The organism is Sphingobacterium sp. UBA7855, from assembly GCA_002500745.1.
In the GTDB taxonomy this organism is placed as follows: domain Bacteria; phylum Bacteroidota; class Bacteroidia; order Sphingobacteriales; family Sphingobacteriaceae; genus Sphingobacterium.
In genome coordinates this window covers 234,487-256,103 of the sequence record DLST01000002.1, presented here as the reverse complement: position 1 = coordinate 256,103, position 21,617 = coordinate 234,487, and the positions used below count along the sequence as shown (strand labels likewise).

Annotated in this window: 21 protein-coding genes and 1 pseudogene; 4 read left to right on the top strand and 18 right to left on the bottom strand. The window is 38.7% G+C overall.

Going from position 1 to position 21,617, the window contains the following annotated elements:
• Positions 1 to 171: 171 nt before the first annotated feature.
• The 4 genes and pseudogenes from B2107_RS02105 to B2107_RS02090 form a co-directional block, all read right to left on the bottom strand.
• Positions 172 to 1,269: a DUF2891 domain-containing protein gene (locus B2107_RS02105; protein WP_293952710.1), complete on the bottom strand. Its 1,098-nt coding sequence runs from the start codon at positions 1,267 to 1,269 to the stop codon at positions 172 to 174.
• 23 nt (positions 1,270 to 1,292) lie between these two features.
• A complete protein-coding gene (locus B2107_RS02100) occupies positions 1,293 to 1,982 on the bottom strand; it encodes an SIR2 family NAD-dependent protein deacylase (RefSeq protein ID WP_293952708.1) in 690 nt (229 codons plus the stop codon).
• Positions 1,983 to 2,056: 74 nt separating this feature from the next.
• A complete protein-coding gene (locus B2107_RS02095; protein ID WP_293952706.1) occupies positions 2,057 to 2,512 on the bottom strand; it encodes a hypothetical protein in 456 nt (151 codons plus the stop codon).
• Positions 2,513 to 2,576: 64 nt separating this feature from the next.
• A pseudogene (locus B2107_RS02090) lies at positions 2,577 to 4,334 on the bottom strand (alpha-L-fucosidase); the annotation flags it as partial.
• Between the two features lie 357 nt (positions 4,335 to 4,691).
• On the opposite strand from B2107_RS02090, the gene rnhA reads away from it, so the two are divergent.
• Positions 4,692 to 5,186, top strand: a complete 495-nt coding sequence (gene rnhA, locus B2107_RS02085) for a ribonuclease HI (protein ID WP_293952704.1) — start codon at positions 4,692 to 4,694, stop codon at positions 5,184 to 5,186.
• Positions 5,187 to 5,233: 47 nt separating this feature from the next.
• On the opposite strand, the gene trxB is transcribed toward rnhA, so the two are convergent.
• The 7 genes from trxB to B2107_RS02050 all read right to left on the bottom strand — a co-directional run bounded on the left by trxB (position 5,234) and on the right by B2107_RS02050 (position 12,175).
• A complete protein-coding gene (trxB, locus tag B2107_RS02080) occupies positions 5,234 to 6,190 on the bottom strand; it encodes a thioredoxin-disulfide reductase (RefSeq protein WP_293952702.1) in 957 nt (318 codons plus the stop codon).
• A 28-nt stretch (positions 6,191 to 6,218) separates the two neighbouring features.
• A complete protein-coding gene (locus B2107_RS02075) occupies positions 6,219 to 7,172 on the bottom strand; it encodes a 3'-5' exonuclease (RefSeq protein ID WP_293952700.1) in 954 nt (317 codons plus the stop codon).
• Between the two features lie 71 nt (positions 7,173 to 7,243).
• Positions 7,244 to 8,563 carry a M16 family metallopeptidase gene (locus B2107_RS02070; RefSeq protein WP_293952699.1) on the bottom strand — a complete coding sequence of 440 codons (1,320 nt, stop codon included), beginning with the start codon at positions 8,561 to 8,563 and terminating at the stop codon, positions 7,244 to 7,246.
• Positions 8,553 to 9,812: a M16 family metallopeptidase gene (locus B2107_RS02065; RefSeq protein ID WP_293952852.1), complete on the bottom strand. Its 1,260-nt coding sequence runs from the start codon at positions 9,810 to 9,812 to the stop codon at positions 8,553 to 8,555. The genes B2107_RS02070 and B2107_RS02065 overlap by 11 nt, the downstream gene beginning before the upstream one ends.
• A 19-nt stretch (positions 9,813 to 9,831) precedes the next feature.
• Positions 9,832 to 10,728, bottom strand: coding sequence for an oxygen-dependent coproporphyrinogen oxidase (hemF, locus tag B2107_RS02060; protein WP_293952697.1), 897 nt, complete (start codon positions 10,726 to 10,728; stop codon positions 9,832 to 9,834).
• Between the two features lie 18 nt (positions 10,729 to 10,746).
• Complete coding sequence (locus B2107_RS02055; RefSeq protein WP_293952695.1) at positions 10,747 to 11,751, bottom strand: NAD(P)H-dependent glycerol-3-phosphate dehydrogenase; 1,005 nt, start codon at positions 11,749 to 11,751, stop codon at positions 10,747 to 10,749.
• A gap of 88 nt (positions 11,752 to 11,839) precedes the next feature.
• Positions 11,840 to 12,175, bottom strand: coding sequence for a Rieske (2Fe-2S) protein (locus B2107_RS02050; protein ID WP_293952693.1), 336 nt, complete (start codon positions 12,173 to 12,175; stop codon positions 11,840 to 11,842).
• A gap of 68 nt (positions 12,176 to 12,243) precedes the next feature.
• On the opposite strand from B2107_RS02050, the gene ychF reads away from it, so the two are divergent.
• Positions 12,244 to 13,344 carry a redox-regulated ATPase YchF gene (gene ychF, locus B2107_RS02045; protein WP_075992480.1) on the top strand — a complete coding sequence of 367 codons (1,101 nt, stop codon included), beginning with the start codon at positions 12,244 to 12,246 and terminating at the stop codon, positions 13,342 to 13,344.
• A 326-nt stretch (positions 13,345 to 13,670) separates the two neighbouring features.
• Here ychF and B2107_RS02040 read toward each other — a convergent pair whose 3' ends face one another.
• Positions 13,671 to 13,967, bottom strand: coding sequence for a YgaP family membrane protein (locus B2107_RS02040; protein ID WP_293952689.1), 297 nt, complete (start codon positions 13,965 to 13,967; stop codon positions 13,671 to 13,673).
• A gap of 135 nt (positions 13,968 to 14,102) precedes the next feature.
• Here B2107_RS02040 and B2107_RS02035 point away from each other — a divergent pair, with 135 nt between their 5' ends.
• Positions 14,103 to 14,948 (top strand): ATP cone domain-containing protein, encoded by an 846-nt coding sequence (locus tag B2107_RS02035; RefSeq protein ID WP_293952687.1) that lies wholly within the window; start codon positions 14,103 to 14,105, stop codon positions 14,946 to 14,948.
• Between the two features lie 77 nt (positions 14,949 to 15,025).
• Here the strand turns inward: B2107_RS02035 and ispE are convergent, their stop codons facing one another.
• The 5 genes from ispE to B2107_RS02010 form a co-directional block, all read right to left on the bottom strand.
• Positions 15,026 to 15,841: a 4-(cytidine 5'-diphospho)-2-C-methyl-D-erythritol kinase gene (ispE, locus tag B2107_RS02030; RefSeq protein ID WP_293952685.1), complete on the bottom strand. Its 816-nt coding sequence runs from the start codon at positions 15,839 to 15,841 to the stop codon at positions 15,026 to 15,028.
• Positions 15,842 to 15,871: 30 nt separating this feature from the next.
• Positions 15,872 to 16,399: an adenine phosphoribosyltransferase gene (locus B2107_RS02025; protein ID WP_293952683.1), complete on the bottom strand. Its 528-nt coding sequence runs from the start codon at positions 16,397 to 16,399 to the stop codon at positions 15,872 to 15,874.
• Positions 16,386 to 17,231, bottom strand: coding sequence for a helix-hairpin-helix domain-containing protein (locus B2107_RS02020; protein WP_293952681.1), 846 nt, complete (start codon positions 17,229 to 17,231; stop codon positions 16,386 to 16,388). The genes B2107_RS02025 and B2107_RS02020 overlap by 14 nt, the downstream gene beginning before the upstream one ends.
• A 228-nt stretch (positions 17,232 to 17,459) precedes the next feature.
• Entirely contained in the window at positions 17,460 to 18,764 is a 1,305-nt protein-coding gene (locus tag B2107_RS02015; RefSeq protein ID WP_293952679.1) for an efflux RND transporter periplasmic adaptor subunit, read from the bottom strand.
• 22 nt (positions 18,765 to 18,786) lie between these two features.
• Positions 18,787 to 20,151, bottom strand: coding sequence for a TolC family protein (locus B2107_RS02010; protein ID WP_293952677.1), 1,365 nt, complete (start codon positions 20,149 to 20,151; stop codon positions 18,787 to 18,789).
• Between the two features lie 55 nt (positions 20,152 to 20,206).
• Between B2107_RS02010 and B2107_RS02005 the strand changes: the two genes are divergently transcribed.
• On the top strand, positions 20,207 to 20,818 hold the full coding sequence (locus B2107_RS02005) for a polysaccharide deacetylase family protein (protein ID WP_293952675.1): 612 nt from the start codon (positions 20,207 to 20,209) through the stop codon (positions 20,816 to 20,818).
• Here B2107_RS02005 and B2107_RS02000 read toward each other — a convergent pair.
• The gene (locus B2107_RS02000) at positions 20,815 to 21,612 is read right to left on the bottom strand and encodes a DUF4249 family protein (protein WP_293952673.1); all 798 of its coding nucleotides are present in this window, start codon (positions 21,610 to 21,612) and stop codon (positions 20,815 to 20,817) included. The genes B2107_RS02005 and B2107_RS02000 overlap by 4 nt on opposite strands.
• Positions 21,613 to 21,617: the final 5 nt, after the last annotated feature.

The following is a 21,617-nucleotide window of genomic DNA, read 5'->3' as shown; positions in this document are numbered from 1 at the left end:
TACACCATTAACTAAACATAAAAAGCCCTAGAGCGGGGAACTCTAGGGTCTTAGCCATATATTAACCTATTTTATGAAAAGTATTTGTATTAATAACGTTTAAGTTCTCTATTTATTTTGTACAAAATGGCGATTTGTTACTTTTTATTTTACCAAAATAATCTTCTAAAATCAATGCTTGGATAAGGCATACAAAGCAAATGTACCTAGCCAATGCGAACCCATATAGTCATCATTGTTTGTAATATTAGGCAAAGAGTACATTAAATGTTTATTAGCCAATTTGTGTAGATAACTCAACTCAGGAAGAGCCCTTGCGATACCATTCAAACAATTTGCACGACTAAAGTTAAGTCCATCCAAATGAACTAAATGTCCATCTGTCCGGTCTTTCACAATACCGGGCTCAAGATTGAAGCTTACACTAAACAGCTCTGGCATAAATTCCTTCAGCCATTTGCGGTAATCCTCCTTTTGAAGTACCAAACTCATACATAGTGCTTCCTCAAGACAAGGAGAAAGAAAATCACTTCCACTTGGCTCAAAAGAAATGTTGCAGCCTTTGTCTTGGCTAAATAATCGTGAAGCATTAGTCATCAATGATTTTTCGAATGTTACATTCCCCGTAGTTCTCGCGTAATCTAAAGACAACGAAAGACCAAATGCAGAATTATCGTGGTATCCTGTTCTGATCGGATAAACCAATTTGGGCAGATACTCCTCATAAGATCGTACGACATGACTCGCCAAAGGTTCTAGGTTCATGGCCCAGCGTTTTGCATCTGCATCTTTCCAGGTTAACAACTCTTTATGTAACTGTAACAACCAAGCCCATCCATACGTACGCTCAAAATTTTTATTATTCTTATCTTTGAAAAAAGCTAGTTCGATCGCAACATTTTCTGCTGTTATATTTTGGTTTAATTGCCGCCGAATTTCTCCAGAACTATCCAGATTGGGAAATTCCTTCAAAATATGGACGATTGACCAATAACCATGTACAGAAGAATGCCAATCAAAACAACCATAAAAAATTGGGTGTAGTATGCGCGGTGATTTCAGATCGAGATCATTACCTAGCACCTGTCCGAGTTTATTGGGATACTCCACTCCGATGCAATGTAATGGTAAACTGAGCAAATGCTTCGCTTGCATACTATCCAAAACTAAAGGCTGATTATATGTGCTTGTGTTTACTTTAATTTGCGAATTATTATGGCAGGCTATAACAGCAAATGATACGCAAAGAATTCCTATTGCTTTTTTCATATTTTTTTTAAACTGTCTGTTATCTAATCAAGTAATTCCTTTACTAATTTGGGAACAGCGACAGTAGCTGCCTCCTCAAAAAAAGTTATATTACGCAAGGATTTGTTGTTCGGTATTTTTTTATCGATTAAAAATGTTTTGCAACGATTGGGTGCAAATTCTTTGAGTCCAGCTGCAGGATAAACTTGCAACGAGGTACCTACAATGATCAATATATCAGCTTCCGAAACGAAATGGACAGCCTCTTCGATTGCTGGTACGGCCTCTCCAAACCAGACGATATTAGGCCTCAACTGACTCCCTTTTTGACACAGATCCCCCATTTTGATCTCATTTCCGACAATTGGATAAACCAGTCGGTCATCAATAGAGGACTTTGCCTGATCTAGGCGACCATGCAAATGAATAACTTGCGATGACCCCGCTTGCTCGTGTAAGAGATCGACATTTTGTGTGATAACAACTACATTGTATTTAGATTCAAGTTTGGCTAAAGCAAAATGAGCGAGGTTTGCTTGTGCCAACGAAGCCGCCCTCCTTCTCAGATTATAAAACTCTTGGACCAGTGACGGATTTCTACGCCAGCCCTCAATAGAAGCTACTTCCATCACATCATGCCCCTCCCATAATCCGTTTGCATCCCTAAATGTAGGTATACCACTTTCTGCCGAAATACCAGCTCCACTTAATACTACGATATTTTTCTTTTTCATCTCAATTTACTTCGTAATGAATTTAAAAATAACCCTCTTAGGTGACCATCTGGAGGAAGAACGCCTACCATCGATCATTCCGCTATCAGCAAAGTCGCATAATCATTAGGAAGCTTTAATCGAATAGAATCTTTACTCGCCGCAGCCCGCCGATTCATTTCCTCAAACGAACGTTGGTAATATACAAAAGCTTTATTTGGAATATGCAATTGCCTGGCATTTTGAATATGAAACCGATACCGATTGTTCTCCAATTTAACATGCTGATATATTCTATAGGTCACCACTTGAATTTGTATTTTATCAAACTTCGAAATAATCTTTAAATTTGCAGGCTCATAAAAATATTTATCCTTAAAATACATAAATTCATTAGACTCTGCCAAACTTAGTAAAGATAAATTTCCTTGAACCACTTCCCTTACCAAAGAATCAGCCCGCAAGCGTTCAGTCTTACTTCCATCCCCAGAATAGCAACAAATAAAAATAAGAGCGAAAAGCGGAATTAATGCAATTTGAAACACATTCATAGGACTAAATTAATAAAAAATGCTATCGTGCCACAAACCAGGAGAAATATCGCGTACACCTAGTTTAAAGGTTACTCTCAATAGCACCGACTTTCTCCCGATAGAGTTCTATAGGGGCATCCAATAATATGGCAATAACCGTCATGTTTTTATCTAATCGTTCTGCAGGGGCTTCGATATAGATAATCCCGGGAATAGTACTCCAGTATAGCTTATTAAAGACTTCATGGTTGATCATTGATCCTTCGCCAACTAAACGTACTCTCGCTACGCCATTCTTGATACCTTTTAGCGCAATTGGGCCTGTTGGTTTCCCCTCGACAAAAAGATATAGGGTCTGACGATCTTTGGAAAGCGTACTGAGCCCTTCGTAATGTCCCTCAGGCAATCCTTCTCCAGTTTCGTAAAGTGCTTCGGCATGATCTTTAATCCAATTCAGTACCGTTGAATTGATCTCACTGTTACTCCCTAGTTTGGTATCCATACCATCCACAGTCAATCCTGAATTATTAAAAATATTGTTACCTAGGTGCAGTGTTGAGGCAATCTGAACCAAGGCTCTATCGGCAACTGGGTTATCCAACACAGATTTCAATGTAACTTTGGTATCTCTCGGTGACTCCCAACGAAGCGCCTCGGCAAAATTCAACTCGAGTACGGTAACATCCTGATCGAAATTCACCTTGGTCAAATCTAGCTGAACAACTCCATCCGCTGATTTAAGGTTCACTTTCGAGGCTATATCTCCAACAACTGAAACAGTTTTGATGGCTGTATAATTGACCAGCCCTTTGAGCAAAAGCTCTGGTTTCTTTTCGTAAACATATAGATAAAGTGTTTTTCTGTCTTTCGATAAAGCAGACTTCCCACTGTAGTTTGCAAATGGAATACCAGCCCTTGTACCGTAGATTGCGTCGGCATGTTTACGTGTCCATCGTCCAAGCTGCTTTAAAATCTCTAATTGCTCCTCAGGAATAGTTCCGTCAGCCTTCGGACCAATATCCAATAAAAGATTTCCTCCCATGGAAATGCAGTCTACCAATGTCCGAATAATCATATTGGATGATTTGTATTTCTTATCAAAGGGTTGATATCCCCAGGAATCATTCATAGTATAGCAAAGTTCCCAAAACTTACTATCTGGACGCGTTACCGGAATCCCCTGCTCAGGAGTTTCGTAATCGCCATGATGGTTCAATCGCGAGTTTATAATAATATTCGGATTATATTTTCGCAAAAGATTCAGAGTCTCTTGCGATTTCCATTCTTCTGCCGTATGTTCCCAGTCTCCGTCAAACCAAATTAAATCCGGTTTAAATTGTTCAGATAATTCGCTTAGTTGCTGTTGGTAGTATTTGACGTAGTTATTCCAACGGATAGGCTCTCCTTTCAATTCATAACGCTTTCTATTGCGCGTAAAAACATCATAATATGGGTGGCTCCAATCGGGTAACGAATAATACAGTCCAGTGTGCAAGCCCTCTTCTTGTATTGCTTTCACAAACGGTGTAATTACATCCTGTTTTGCAGCCGCGTCTTGTAATGTAGTGATCGCTTTATCAGCCTTCGTATTCCACATCGAGATTCCGTCATGGTGTTTGGTCGTAATCACCGTGTATTTCGCACCAGCATCTTTAATCAATTTGGCCCATTCCTTGGGTTTATAACCCTTTGCTGTAAACCCATTAAGCTGTTTGATATAATTGTCATGGTTAATATAATTATTGAAGAATGACCAAGATTCTGAGATCCCATCTACAGAATAAATACCCCAGTGAATAAAAATACCCAATTTGGCATCTTCAAACCAATCCATTTTTTGCGTGGATACATTGTCCTGAGCTGAAACGTTTAGGCACGCAGACGCTAAAAGATAAAAAGAGAAATCTTTCGATAGTTCATAAGGTAATTTTACAGTTTACATAACAAGTTTATGCCGGAAAAATACATATAAATTTGCAGAGTTATATTGTTTAAGCGATAAATTGTGCATACAACAAACAAATTGCTTCCATATTTTAGAAGCAGCATAAATTGAATCGCTTATCCCAAGAATCGCTTATGATTAGCTACATATGGATAATAAACACGAGGATATTCAGAAAGTTACTTATAACCTATCGCAATAGATGTTCGTTATTATTGGATATAAAAGCAAATTTATCTATGTTTGAGGGGTATGATCGAATTATATACAGATGGTGCTTCAAGCGGGAATCCAGGCCCAGGAGGTTACGGAACTATTTTAAGAACTATTTATACGGGCGATAATGAAACCTTTAAAGGCAAACTTATCGAAAAGGAGTTTTCGGGTGGTTACCGTAAAACGACCAACAACAGAATGGAGCTAATGGCGGTTATCGTTGGCCTTGAGGCCTTAAAAAACTTGCATCAGCAAGTTACCGTGTATTCTGACTCCAAATATGTTATTGATGCCATTGATAAAAAGTGGGTATATGGCTGGATCCAAAAAGGTTTCGCTGGGAAAAAAAATAAGGATCTCTGGTTGCGGTTAATGAGCGCCTATAAATTGCACAACGTACGACTTGTATGGGTAAAAGGTCACGCTGGGCATCCGTTAAATGAGCGTTGCGATCGTTTGGCTGTTGCTGCAGCCAAGGACAAAGTGAACTGGAAAATTGACAGTGTCTTTGAAATGGAGGAAGGTAAATAAAAGAGGGACATGCTTTTGTGCAATGCCCCTCTTTTATTTCAACTTGATTATTCGCCGCTTTCTTTAGCCGCTAAATATCTTTCAGCTTCCAAAGCTGCCATACAACCTGTACCCGCAGCGGTGATCGCCTGACGGAAGACATTATCCTGAACGTCTCCACAAGCAAACACTCCTGGTATATTGGTAGCTGTACTATCGGGTTTGGTGATCAAATAGCCTGTTTCATCCATATCCAATACACCTGTGAAAAGCTCGGTATTAGGCTTATGCCCAATAGCGACAAAGAAACCTGTTACTTCGAGATCTTTTTCACACTGGTCTTTGTTGTTAATAACACGTATTCCGGTCACCACTTGACCATCTCCCAAAACTTCTTTTGCTTCAGAATTGTAGTGAACTTCAATATTTGGCGTGTTCATAACACGATGTACCATTGCTTTAGAAGCACGAAACTCGTCACGGCGCACCAACATATGTACTTTTGAGCATAATTTTGCAAGATATGTTGCTTCTTCTGCCGCTGTATCCCCAGCACCTACAATTGCAACCTCTTGGTTTTTAAAGAAGAATCCATCGCAAACAGCACATGCAGAAACTCCAAAGCCATTATATTTTTGTTCAGATTCCAGACCTAACCATTTTGCGGTTGCTCCTGTTGCGATAATGACTGTATCTGCGGTAACTTGTACAGTTCCATCGATCTCAACACGGTGTAACTCCCCTGTAAAATCCACTTTAGTCACATATCCAAAACGAACTGAAGTACCAAAGCGCTCCGCTTGTTCACGCAGATCTTCCATCATCACGGGGCCCGTAATACCTTTTGGATAACCTGGAAAATTGTCCACTTCAGTGGTTTGTGTCAATTGTCCCCCCGGAACAATACCGGTATAAACTACTGGTTTCATATCCGCACGTGCTGCATAAATTGCTGCCGTATAGCCTGCTGGCCCCGAACCAATAATCAAACACTGTATATGCTCAACTTCTTGTTTGAATTCCATAATACTTTTTCTAAGCTATTAATTAAAGTTATTTTTTAAATTTATCTTGCAATCCTTTCAACATATCCAAAGAAATGCTCTGTGGCGCCTCTTCATTTTGTTTATTGAACTCTTTTTTCGCAAGTTTTTTATCTTCTGCAGAATGAGCTACAGCAGCTTTAGTTTTTTGCTCATTCTTTTCCTTTTTGTACCTATTCCAGATATTTTCTAGCACTTTTTTGGTATACAATGGAAAATCTCCATTTTGCATCCAAGCGTAGTAGCTCGGCTCCTGCTCAAATACCTCTACAATTGGTTTTCCTTTGTGTTTTCCAAAATTGATCGTTTCCAAACCGTCGGCATTGTAAACAAGACGTCCGGCAAAATCCACTGGCTTACTTAAATTTGTAAATGCATGTAAAGCTTCCACATCGTTGACGACAGGATGAGACACCACACCATGTTTATCTTCAAAAGGTACACCTTCATACTTAGTCAGCTGCGCTTTCAAAACTTCGTAAGTTGCGCGTACATCCGCTTCAGCAGTATGTGCATTTTCGAGGTTTTCATTGCAATAAAACTTATAGGCAGCTTTCAAAGTCCGTTGTTCCATTTGATGAAAGATATTTTGAACATCCACAAATGCCCTACCCTCCAATGAAAAATCCACACCAGCCCTTAAAAACTCCTCCATCAACATTGGCACATCAAACTTATTGGAGTTATATCCTGCTAAATCTCCATCCGCAATGAAAGAAGCTAGTTCGACTGCTATCGCTTTAAAATTAGGAGCATCTTTTACATCCTCATCGTAGATCCCATGGAAAAAAGAGGATTCCGCCGGAATAGGTATTTCCGGATTAACCTTCTTAGTATAGACTGTTTCTTCTCCACTGGGCATCACTTTCAGAAATGACACTTCAACAATACGATCGGACGCTACATTAACGCCTGTAGTTTCCAAATCGAAAAATACCAATGGCCTTTTTAATTTTAATTCCATACTGGATAGTTCACTTTTTTATCAAAAACCAAAAATACAAAGTAGTATTCGATTTTCGTAGTCTAAGAAATTTAATTTACAACCGCTTGATGAACTGGTTCTTCCTGGCTTATTTTACCAACAACAACTTTCACCATCGCGTTAAAGTCCAAATATTTATTGGCAATATCATACACCTTTTCAGGTGACATATTTCTAATCTGATCCATATAATAAGAATAATATGTTAATGTCATCTCATTTAACAATACACTTTTAAACTTATCAGCATGCGAAAAGATACTTTCCAATGATCCTAACATTGAACCTTCCATATAGGTTTTAACAAGATTTACCTCGTCTTTTGAAGCCACTTGTGCTTTTAACAAGTTGATCTCCTTTTCAATCTCTGCTAAAGTCGCTTGTGTTACATCCACCCCAACTTCGGTTACAATGGTCATAAAGCCTGTATGTTTGAGGGTAGCTATGGCTGAACCAATACTATAGGTGTAGCCTTTTTCTTCTCGAATATTACGCATGAGACGGGAACCAAAAAAGCCTCCTAACAAGGTATTAACAAACTGTAAAGCAGGATAATCAGGATGTGTTCTTGAAATGGTTTGACAACCTAAGCGAATAGCAGACTGCAAAGCGCTATCTTTCTCCTCATAGGATAATTCGGAGGAACCTTGGATCAATACAGGTTTCTCTAAGGAAACCGAAGGTGCCCCATGCCACTCCTCTCCAAAAATCTGCTCAAGTTCTTGTAAAAGCTCGTCGGAAACGTTTCCAGAAACAATTAACGTGCAATTGCCAGGTACAATTTGTTTTTGGTACAATTCGATGAGTTGCATGCGAGTAATCGCGTCATAATCTTCTAGCTTCGGTGTCCGTCCATAGCGATTACCCGTACCGAAGATCAAGTTATAAAATTTACGCCTAGCCAGATAATCATTTTTCTGAATAGAAACCTGAAACTTCTGTTTGTTGTTACGTAAATAGGTATCCAGCTCCTGCTGTGGTATCGATGCCTCCGTAAGAATATCTTTTACAAGAGGTAGAAGTACTTGACTATGTCTGTTCAAGGTATAAAGGGATAGTGAAGTCACGTCAAAAGAGTATTCCGGAATTAGAAATGCGCCATAAAAATCCACTTTATCCGCAATCTCTGCACTGGACATTGACTTGGTACCCTCTTTAAGCAAAGCACTTAAAGCGCTATTTAATAAAGGGTTCTCTATCTCTCCATCAAGATAGGCATTGTTAAAAATCCATTCGATACGCACCAACTCTTGTTCAGGCGACTGAAATATATAGACTGGCAAACCATTTCCAAATTGTTTCTTTATCGGTTCTTTTAAACTGATGTTTCCAATTTCACGAAACACAGGTCTTTGCGTTCTATCCAACATGTATAGCCTCCTCCATTTTTGATTTATACATTAATATCGAAGCATTTTCGAGTCTAAAAATTGCTTGCGCTTGGCGCTGAACCTCCTCGGCACTTACCAACAGGTATTTGGAGACCTCAGTGTTGATACCATCTGCATCGCCTAGCAACTCATGATAAGCTAGATTCATCGCTTTATCCAAAATGGATAATTCTGCAAAGACATTGGTCGATTCGATTTTATTTTTCACCTTTTCCAACTCCTTCATAGGTACTAATTCGGATTTTATAATGTCCAATTCAGACCACACCGCCTGCTCCGCTTCTTCTAGCGAAATGCCCGCAGTTGGTTTCCCTTCTATAATGAAAAGGTTACTATCTATGCTTCCCATGACATAAGCGTTTATCTCGCTAAAAAACTTTCCTTCCTTAACCAACCGTCGATACAAACGTGAAGAAGAACCTCGGGATAAAATATCTGATAAAAGATCCATGGCAAAATAACCTTCTTCCAATCGTGACGGCCCATGAAATGCCATGTAAAGTGCATCCAAAGGCACCTCCGCCCAAATAGTTTCACGCCGCATTGCTTTCTGTTTTGGTTCTTTCGGCAATTGACGATCATATTTTACACCAGGTTCAATATCACCAAACCATTTTTGGGTTAAAAACTTAACTTCTTCAAAATGTACATCACCTGAAACAACCATTATTGCATTCTGCGGATTATAATGTAATTTGAAAAAGGCTTTCACATCTTCCATTGTAGCTTCCTCGATATGACTCAACTCCTTGCCGATCGTTGCCCATCGATACGGATGTACCTGATAAGCTAAGGGGCGCAACTTAAGCCATGCATCCCCATAAGGTTGATTCAAGTAACGCTGCTTAAACTCTTCGATCACTACATTCCGCTGTACTTCGAGACTCTGTGCTGAAAAAGCCAAACTCAACATCCGGTCCGACTCTAACCACAACGCTGTCTCGAGATTTGAGGACGGCAATGTGATGTAATAATTGGTGATATCGTTGCTTGTGAAAGCATTATTCTCTCCTCCGACTTTTTGCAATTCAGTATCAAAATTAGGAATATTGATACTGCCACCAAACATTAGGTGCTCAAATAAATGGGCGAATCCGGTTTGCTCCGGCGACTCATCCCGTGCACCCACATCGTATAAAATGTTGACACAAGCCATAGCCGTATTGTGGTCCTCGTGAACCAAAACACGGAGCCCGTTTTCTAATATAAATTTTTGATAAGAAACCATCTTATTTTTTTCGGCGTTTTTAAATCCAGTTAATACCTTTTCGTAATAAAGATAGGGTCTTGGCTTCTTCAGAGCCGGCTTCAGGATGATAATCATATGCCCAATTGGCTTGGGCTGGTAAACTCATCAATATCGACTCTATACGTCCATTCGTTTCTAACCCAAATTTGGTACCCGAGTCCCAAACAAGATTAAATTCTACATAACGACCGCGACGTATAAGCTGCCAATTTTTTTGCTGTTCGGTAAAAGTTTTATGCCGGCTCCTTTCTACTAGTGTTGTGTACGTTGGAGCAAAAGTGCGGCCTAGATCGCATGAAAAAGCAAAAATCTCATCCATACTAAGCCCTGTATTTTCACTATTTAACTTGTCATAGAATACACCTCCCACACCGCGCGTTTCTTGCCGATGACGAATATAGAAATAGTCGTCGGCCCATTTCTTAAATTTACCGTAAAAAGTGCTATCGTGCTTATCGCATACCGCCTTTAGTTGTTGATGGAAATAACGGGCATCAGTCTCATCAACATAGTGTGGTGTCAGGTCTATTCCTCCACCGAACCAGCGAATCTGATCGTTTAACTCAAAATAGCGAATATTCATGTGTATAATCGGCACCAGAGGGTTATTGGGATGAATCACAATCGAAACACCTGTAGCAAAAAAATCATCTTCATCTACTCCGAACGATTTTTTAAGCGTTTCAGGCAACTTCCCATAGACAGCAGAAAAATTAACTCCGCCTTTTTCTAAGATACGACCATTTTGAATAATTCTGGTACGACCGCCCCCGCCACCTTCTCTCTCCCACAATTCCTCTTCAAAACTCGCCGAACCATCTAATTTTTCCAGCGCCCGGCATATTTCATCCTGAATTTCTTTATAAGCTAAAGCAATTGCTTCTTTTTTTATCATCTATTTTCTTACAAATTTTTATGTTAATTTTTCGCTCAAAGCTTGAATAATTTTAGACGAAGGAAGATGCTCATATAAGATTTGATGTACAGCATCACATATAGGCAATTCAACATCATATTTTTTAGCGTATTCCTGAATACAAGCAGAAGCATAGTACCCTTCAGCTACCATATTCATTTCTAACTGCGCCGACTGTACGCTATACCCTTTTCCGATCATGTTTCCAAAAGTCCTATTTCTGCTGAACTGAGAATAAGCTGTTACTAAAAGATCTCCCAAATAGGCCGACGTATTTACATCACGAGAGGTATCTCCATCCACTTTGCCCACAAATCGTCGCATTTCCCGAATCGCATTGGACACCAATACAGCCTGAAAATTATCTCCATAACCTAATCCATGACAAATGCCGCCAGCTAGAGCATAAATATTCTTTAGTACTGCCCCAAACTCTATTCCAAGTACATCGACAGACAAAATGGTTTTGATAACACGTGAGGATAAAAACGAAGCGACCAAAGCCGCACTATCTAGATTTTTGCATCCGAAAGTTAAATAAGACAATTTACCTAACGCCACCTCCTCGGCATGGCAGGGACCTCCCACCACACAGATTTGGTCTATATTAACCGAATAGCGCTGCTCCAAAAACTCACCGATAATCAAATTATCTTTAGGAATAATCCCTTTGATAGCCGAAACAACAATTTTATCACTGAAATCTTCCTTCGTGACATTTGCTAAAGCATCTTTCAAATAAGCAGCGGGAGTATTCAAAATCACTATATCTGAATTCGCAATCACACTTTTTGCATCAGTATCAATCGTAGTAATGTTAAGGTCAACGGATACGCTGCTCAAATACGTAGGATTGTGCTTAAACTTCTGGATATATTCTGCATCCTCTTCTTTTCTCACCCACCAAAAAATATGTTTATCTTGGTCATTCTCGCATAGCATCTTGATCATAGCTGTAGCCCAGCTTCCGCTACCAATTATACCAATCTTTTTCCCCTGCATGTCTTTAATTTGTTTTCGGAAGCAAATATACTTATTTACTGGCTAGATATATGATTCACGCGAAGAGATATGATATTTTCGTTACTTTCTAAGTGAATAAGCATTGCCAAAAGCCTATTTTCAAACCGACATAATATTCTTTATCTTCTAATTTTACGGGGTAAACAGTAATAAAATTATGCTGGTCAGGATTACCTCTACCTGAAATTAAATCAAATTCGTGGCGGTGAAAAGGACAGATTACTTTTCCACGCTCACACCAGCCATTTTTCAGTGGTGCTCCAGCGTGAGGGCATTTTCGGGAGAAAGCATAGAGTTGGTCTTCAAACCACGTTATACAAATAATTTTTCCACCGAATTTATGTTCGCTGATGCCCTGATTTTTCAGAAAATCGGCATGTTCAATTTTGTACCAATGAACCATTCGACAAGATAGCTAAAAATTACAGTGAATTTTCTATCTTTGTGCAATTTCAAAAATTTGCACTATATATGGCTTTACAATGCGGTATCGTAGGTTTACCAAACGTCGGTAAATCAACATTATTTAACTGTTTGTCGAACGCGAAAGCGCAAGCGGCTAACTTTCCATTTTGTACAATTGAACCAAATGTTGGGGTAATTACCGTACCGGATGCCCGTCTCAATAAATTAGCTGAATTAGTCAACCCACAACGTGTTGTTCCAAATACAATCGAGATCGTCGACATCGCAGGTCTTGTAAAAGGCGCTTCAAAAGGTGAAGGCTTAGGCAACCAATTCTTAGGAAATATTCGTACAACCAATGCTATTATTCACGTTTTAAGATGTTTTGACGACGGAAACGTGATCCACGTTGATGGTTCGGTAGACCCCATCAGAGATAAAGAAATCATTGACACCGAATTACAGCTTAAGGATTTGGACACTGTTGTAAAACGTATCCAAAAGGTTGAAAAAATGGCTAAAACAGGCGGCGACAAAGACGCAAAAAGAACATTTGACATCCTATCGATCGTTAAAGATCATCTTGAGGCAGGCAAATCTGCACGTACGGCAGCGATAGAAGCTGAAGATTTTGAGTTTATTCAGGATTTAGCATTATTGACCGCTAAACCTGTACTTTATGTATGTAATGTAGATGAAGGCTCCGTCAACACAGGAAACGCTTATGTCGAACGTGTTAAGGAAGCTGTAAAAGACGAAAAAGCTGAAGTATTGATTATCTCTGCGCAGATCGAATCCGAAATTGCACAACTGGAAAGCTACGAAGAACGCAAAATGTTCTTAGATGACCTTGGCCTTGAAGAATCTGGTGTACACAAGCTGATCCGCGCCGCATATTCGCTTTTAAATCTGGCCACTTATTTTACTGCTGGTGTACAAGAAGTCCGCGCTTGGACGATTGAGAACGGATTTACAGCCCCTCAGGCTGCAGGTGTCATTCACACAGATTTCGAAAAAGGATTTATCCGCGCTGAAGTAATTAAGTATGACGATTTCGTCACGCTTGGCTCCGAAAATGCAGTAAAAGAAGCTGGAAAATTATCAGTGGAAGGAAAAACATATATTGTCCAAGATGGCGATATCATGCACTTCCGTTTTAACGTATAACCATCCCACCTGTTCAAACAGGTAAACATAAAAAAGAGGCGAACACTTCAAAAGTATTCTCCTCTTTTTTATGCTTTATCATCTCCTTTTTTATTGCCAAAACTATGCCCCACCTAGTGGACGAGCTATTACCAAATTCGCCTTGTAAGCACAGTGAGTCCACCATGAGTCCACGTTGAGTCCACCTTTTTATTGTCCAGTCACTGTGCTCTCACATTATTCGAACCCCGCTCACAGGCCGAAGTAAGTACCGCATTGTTGTCAGGCAGACCTGTAGAAGCCTCCACTAAAAACACTTTTACATTAAGCTAGGGATACAAGGCTTGCTATTTAACAAAATAGCGATGCTCAATCACCTCAACTTTTTTGATATCCTTATCTTCTAATACTTTCTTAACATCACAATGACCCGTTACGCCACGATAGATCAAAGCTCCACCAAGGGTTAATCCAGACAATCCAGTAAGTGGGGATTTAAACAGTTTTTTAACACCCAAGCCCAATATGAATCCGCCGGCAATCACCGACAAAACACGCTCAGAGTTGCCAATATTTTCTTCGATACAATCGTCTTCGATCTTCGTTTTTATCTTATCAAATGCAAAGTTTAGTAGGTTACTCATAATTATCTTTATTTTATTTATCGTACATGTTATAAACAAATGGTGCCCTAAAAAAGTTTAGGAATAGAATAATAGTTTTTTATGTTGTTTCTCCGGCGACATCTCTTATATTCGTATTTAACAAATTAGAAATACATGCAAATCAAAAAATATTCTGGTGAATTAGTACCCTTTAATGGTGAATCGCTACGCCATTCGCTTTCTCGTTCCGGTGCCAATGCTGACCAGGTTAATCAGGTCTACGATAAGGTACTCAACGAAATATATGATGGCATTTCAACAAGAGAACTCTATCAGCTGGCCTTTGATACTTTAAAAACAGTACGAAATTCCTTTGCCGCACGCTATAGCCTTAAAAAAGCTCTGCGAGAACTTGGTCCTGAAGGCTTCTACTTCGAAAAATACATTGCTCACCTATTGCGATCCATCGGCTATGAAAGCACCACGGGGCAGACCGTGCGGGGGCATGCTGTTTCGCATGAATTGGACGTTGTCGCCTATAAGGACGGCAAACTCATTACCGCGGAATGTAAATTTCGAAACGATATTGACGCTAAAATATCGGTAACAACACCGATGTATTACCTTTCCAGATTCAAAGATATCAGCAATATTAATTATCAGTTTTTTGGAAAGCAGCTGCAGTTTCAAGAAGGCTGGCTGATTACCAATGCTTACTTCACTTCCGACTCGATTGATTTTGCTAAATATTATAATATCAACCTGCTCTCTTGGGATTACCCCAAAGAAAATAGCATTAAAAAAAGAGTAGATAAAGCAGTTTTCTATCCAGTCACTTGTCTAACAACTCTTTCAGACCTTGAGGAACAACAACTGCTCAAAAATCAGCTTATTTTAGTGAAAGATATCGTCAGTAGTCCCGAAAAATTGGATCTTCTAAACTTAACAAAAGAACGGAAAGAAAAGGTTTTAAATGAGGCTCGCGAACTCATAAACTATCAAGTGGAAGAAGAGTATTAATAACATACTAAAAAAAGCATTATGTCTATCTATCCAAACAGGTATACATAATGCTTTTTTAGTAATCGATAATACGCTTACAGCTTGGTTGGATGATAGATCTTGCCATATTTTGCAAGCTCGCTTAAATCTGTTTTTTCCCAAAATATACCATAAATAGCCGCTCCGGAACCCGACATAGAAGCATATATCGCTCCGTTTTGATATAAAGTTTCTTTGATTTCTTTCAACAATGGGTAAGTCTCGAAAATACCATCCTCAAAATCATTTCGAATATGAAACTTCCATTCTTGGATAGGTAAACGAATTGCTTCTTCCAAATTAACTTCGGGCACCTTAGGTTCTACACCAGCATAAGCTTCCGCTGTAGAAATATGAATATTGGGCATAATGACTGCAATATGGTAGCCATCCAAATTTAGATTTAAGTCTTTAAAATCAGTCCCAATGCCTGTTGCAAAAACAGGATTATTCGCAACAAAAAAGGGACAGTCGGCACCAAGTCTTGCCGCATAACTTTCTAGCTGCTCATTGGTGAGATTTAGATGGAAAAGCGCATTAAGTCCTTTTAATATAAAAGATGCATCTGCAGAACCTCCACCCAATCCCGCTCCAATTGGAATTTGTTTGATCAAATCGATTGAAACGGGCGGAATGCCATAATCTTTTTCTAACAATTCAAAGGCTCTTATACAAAGGTTATCACGGAGATTTCCTGGGATATGTTCTCCCTGAATATTTAGTGTTGTCTCCGTAGCAGTCGTATCCAATAATTCGATAATATCGTAAATTGGAAGTGGATAAAAAACACTATTCAACTCGTGATAGCCATCTAGGCGCTTAGCAATTACTTGAAGACCGATATTTATCTTTGCGTTTGCAAAAAGTATCATTTGAGTTTATCTAGATTCTATATTTTAAAATTAATAGCTCACCAAAGAATAGATGTTATCACTAAATCTGGATAATCTTCCTTTCGCTTTTAAAAAGTCTAAAGAGATAATAAAGCTATAAGCGACAATCTCTCCTCCCAATCTTTCAATAAGCTTACTAGCTGCAACTACTGTTCCACCTGTAGCCAACAGGTCATCATGAACCAATATTCGACTTCCTTTTTTGAATGCGTCTTCATGAATTTCAATTGTAGCCTGACCATATTCCAGTGCATAGGACTCAGATACTGTCTTAAAAGGTAATTTGCCTTGCTTTCTTATTGGAATAAATGGCAATCCCAATCTGTTTGCCAGTAAAAATCCAAATAAAAATCCTCGGCTCTCAATTCCAGCAATCGCATCGATCGCTACACCTTGCAATTGATCAACAATCGAATCAATCATTTCATTGCACAATGCCGCATCTTTCAATAATGGCGTGATATCTTTAAATACAATACCAGGTTTAGGAAAATCCACTATATCCCGGATTTCTAGTTTCAATTTATCTTGAATCATTTTCAAATATTAAATAAGGTGCGATCTTAGCAATAGCTAAATCTGAGAGCGTTCCTACTTTTGTCAGATCCTCTATATTAACATAATTTCCATGCTGATCCCGATAATTTATGATCAATTTCGCATCTTTGCCGCTAAGATACGGATGTTTGGCCAATGAAGTTGCATCTACCTTATTAATATTGATTTTTTTGATTTCATCTAAACTTGACACAATAATATGATCTTTAATTAGATCGTAAGTTTCTGTTGGAACACCATAAACTTCTTTTAACTGTTCAATACGGTAGAATCCTCCCAATACATCTTTATATTTCAAAATGCGTTTGGATAGAACTGAACCTATCCCTTTGAGCGTCATCAAATCCGTAGTATCACAGGAGTTTATATCAATAAGTTCAGCTGTATTTCTCTCGAATTTATCATACAACAAAGGCGTTCTTCTTTGCTCGTCGGTTATTGCTGTATCGGGAATTGCTTTGATGCGGATATAGGGTTCTAGTCGTCTGTAAAGTCCGTCATTAATGGAATAGATTTTCTTTAAATCAGTCTTTTGCTTAAATCGTCCTCCTTTATTTTCATAGTTTTTCAATACCGCAATCTGTTTATCTGAAAGTCCCAGTTTATGCCAATCAGCATGTGGTAAACCATTTGGGTCGAAGTAGAATAGTTTGCCCTCATCCAAAATGGTATTTGGATTTACCGACAGCTCGCTTTCATTATAAGTTAAATAGCCTGAATTTTCCATCTCTTGTCTAGTCGAACTTGATAGCTCTAAAGAGTCATGGAAGGATTGTTCAAATAGCTTGGCCTGATTTGGAATTGTATCCATTGTATTGCTTTTAAGTAAGGCATAGATTGTGAAAAACAATACAATAATTACCAAAATAATGAAAAAACCATTTTGTTCTGTTTTATTAAATTTAAAATATGTCAATAGCCTCCTCATAAGCCGCTGATAATTGGGTTTTTTAAATTTAATAAATTATAAGGAAAATAAAAAGGGAGTTATTCAACTTAATAAACTCCCTTTTTCAATAATTATTATCTACAAAGAGATTTACAATTTTGATTTATCTACTTTCTCTACTTGGCTACCATCTTTTAAAGTCTTTGAAATTGCATCAAATGGTCTGGAAACAACCTCATCTCCTTTTTTTAATCCGGAAATGACGATGATATTTTTATCATCCTGAATCCCTGTTTTCACCAAAACTTGTTTAACAGCTTTATCTTTTAACACAAATACATACTCTTCAACTTTCTTATTAGTAGTTGTAGAATCTTTTTCATCAGAACGTACAGTTACCGATTGGATGGGAACGACCAATCCTTTTGCATGTTTTGTAAATATCTGAACAGTTGCCGAAAGCCCCGGTTTAAATGGAGAAGCAACATTCTCTCTCATTAAATCCTGATAAGATTGTGCACTGATGCGAACCTTTACATTAAAATTTGTCACCTGGTCAGTCGACGAGGTAGACGCGGTGGTCGTTGCTATATTTTTAGACGAACTAGCTATTTCGGTCACTACGCCTTTAAACTTTCTGTCCTTAAACGCATCAACTTCGATCTCAGCTTGATTGCCTACTCTTACATTATTGATATCATTTTCATTTACATCAACATTCACCTCCATCGAACTCATATTAGCTATGCGCATAATTTCGGTACCTGCCATTTGTGCCGTACCCACCACACGTTCTCCTTTTTCGATAGATAAAAGTGATATGATGCCATCAGATGGCGCATAAATGGTCGTTCTATTCAGATTGTCTTGCGCTTCCTTTACCGAAGCTTGCGATTGGTCAATACCAAACTTCGAAGACCGTACTGTTTCCCGCTGCGCTTGGATAGATGCCTGTGCAGCGAAATATTCAGCTGAACTTTTATCCATCTCCGCCGCAGAAATAACACGTTTTTCAAAAAGTTCCTGATTCCGTTTATATGTAGCAGCCACGTTCTTAAAGTTCTCTTCCTGTTGTTTTAATTGTTGTTGTGCAGCCGCTAGGTTAGCGCGCTGTGAATTCATAGCTGCTACAGACCGATCGTAGCCTGACTGCAAGATATCGGGTTTTATGCGGCAGAGAACTTGCCCCTTTTTAACTAAATCACCTTCTTTTATATTAAGTTCAACCACCTCGCCTGACACTTCGGAACTTAACTTCACCTCCACTTCGGGTTGAATTTTTCCACTTGCGGCAACTAACTCATCGACATCCATTTCTTTTACCACATCGACTGCAACTTTAGTAATATCTCCTTTACCAAACCATCCTACTTTAAAACCAATAAAGCCAAGGATCGCCAGCAGTACGACCATGATCAATATAATTTTTCCTATGCTACGTTTTTTCTTTGCCATTTCTTTTGTTGGATCAAATAGGTTAATTGTTATCGAATTGAATTGGATTTCCTACGTAATAATCGATGATCTTTGATCGGAATATTACATTATATTTTGCTTGAATAAGATCAAATTCAGCTTTGTTTCGTTCCGTTTGGGACGTAAATAACTCTAATGAATTCGCCATACCGATATCATAACGCTCTTTGGTTGCTTTAAATGCTGTTTCAGCGCTCTCAAATGCTACAGTTGCTGATCTATAGCGTTGCTTCGCAGCATTAACATCCAAAACAGCTTGACTCACGGCCTTGTTTAGATTATTTTTTGCCAATTGTTCAGCAGCTTCAGCCTGCTTTAAGCCGATTTTTGCTTTAGCAACATTCACTTTGTTTTGATTATTATTGAAAATCGGGACTGTCAGATTTAACGTTGTCCCCAATGCTTTGTTCCGTCCCAGCTGATCATTAAATGATAACTTTTGTCGCGTCAAATAGTCTACCCCTTCTGAGGAATAGTTTGTTCCATAACTTACGTTGAAATCCAATGATGGATAATATCCCCCTTTGGCAATTTCTATCTGCTTTGCAGCAACATCTTTATCCAACGCCGCTTTCTTAATGTCCGGTTGATAGCGTAATGCTGTTTCATATACTTCAGCTGCAATATTATCTTCGACCCTTAGGATAGAAAATTCGACATTTGGCCTAACTAACGAGATTTCTGTCTGCGGCGACATCTCCATCAATTGCTTCAAAGTCAAAAGAGAAAGCTGATAAGAATTCTGTAGATTAACACCGTTTAGTTGGTCTGTTGCCACTTGGTTTTTAGATTTTGCAATGTCGGCAATTGTTTTATTCCCCACTGCAAACTGAATGGAATCCAATTTATATTGCTGTTGAGAAAGTTTAAGTTGGCCTTCACTGGCTGTAAAGAGTTCATAATTAGTGATTGCATCAAGATAAGTAATCAAGACATTTAGAACCAGATCATTTTTAATCTTTTCAACCTGAGTTGCAGCGGATTCCAACTGAGACTTCGTCGCCTTAATCTGATTAACTTGTTGAAAACCTTTGAAGAGATTTACACTGGAACTGACGGACCCATATGCAGAATTGGTCCATTGATTTCCAGTAATGGGCTGACCTGCAACTTGATCAAAGAAAAATCCGTAATTTAAACGTTGTGTAACTCCAGCATTTAAGCTCGGATACAAATTGCTTTTCGCCTGAAATACATCTTGAGCAGCTAAATCTTTATTTAATTCCGCTTGTTTTATTTGTACATTGCGTTCCAGGGTCATACGAATGGCTTCTGCCACCCCCACAACCTGTTGGGCTTGAACCAAATCATTAGTTCCTAGAAATAACCCAGTAAATACTACTGCAGAATAATAAAATCTTTTCATGTCCATATGTAGAACCATACATTTTTTCTTTAGATTTGAACTTCATTTATCGGTTATGTATTTTGTCAAATCTCCATTCTTCCTAAGATGGTTATATTCCAAATCAATATGGCATATGCCACGCCATGATAAAAAAGTCTACCTTACATTTGATGATGGTCCAATTCCTGAAATTACACCTTTTATACTCGATATCCTAAAAAAATATCAGGCAAAGGCAACATTTTTTTGTGTTGGTGAAAATATTAAAAAAAATCCACATTTGTTTCAACGAATTTTAGATGAAGGGCATCAGGTAGGCAACCATACTTACAACCACCTCAAAGGCTGGGAAACAAATGATGAGCAGTATTTGGCAAATGTTGCGAAATGCCAGGAACTAACCCAGACCGATCTTTTTCGTCCGCCTTATGCCCGAGCAACAAAATCCCAACTCCGCCAACTCTATAAAAAATACCGAGTGATCATGTGGGATATTATGTCGGGTGATTTTGATCCGAATTTAAGTCCCCAGAAATGCCTGGACAACGTTCTGCCCAACATTAAAAATGGCTCTGTTATCATTTTTCATGATAATATCAAAGCCATTCCTCGTGTTAAATATGCCCTTCCTAAAACCATAGAGTTTTTGTTAAAAAACAACTACCAGCTTGAGAGGATAGATTAAGGTTTACTTCTAACAAACGTCACCTCAGATTCGTAATATTTACCTACACTGACACTGAAATACCCCAGTGCATTGTTGCTTAAATTTGAAATCGGATTAGATGGTGAAGCCGAACCAGGATTAATCATTTGAAAACTATTCCAGTAATTGTAGGCGCCTACATCGATACATTGACGTAGGATACGCACACGATCACCAACTTTCAAATCTCTATCACGGTCGACAATATCATGCTGCACCTCTAAGCCATTGTTATACTTATCGTTAAACACATCAATAAAACGTAATTTACCACCATTGACCGACATTTTATACTTATAATAGTTACCTTTTTCCGGTGGATCGATAAATACGAGGGTCGGATAGTAAATCGTATCAGTAAAAATAATTCGCTCTGAAAGCCCTATAGAATCCACATCCACATAGCTGGGAACCTTTGATACCCCTTGTATCTCCCTTCCATCAGCGGTCTTTACCTGCAACTGGTAAGTGACCTTTTCCTGTAACCGTAATGTTTTATTGGTATACAACCCATCAGCTCCCGCTTGAAACGTATAAGTGCGATTATTTTGCATATTCTTAACGCTCACCTCCGCATCTGTTATCGGAGAAAATAGAGAGTCTTTAATGCTTACAACCTTCTGTATACTAATTTCATGTTGTTGATCCGAAACCATCAAATCTGCGGTGATAACCAATTGACCTGTATTTTCGGGCAGTTCCAAATCTATTTTATCCTCGCAGCTCCCTAAAGTAAATAATGCAACAGCTATAACTCCTAATATCTTCTTCATTCTTT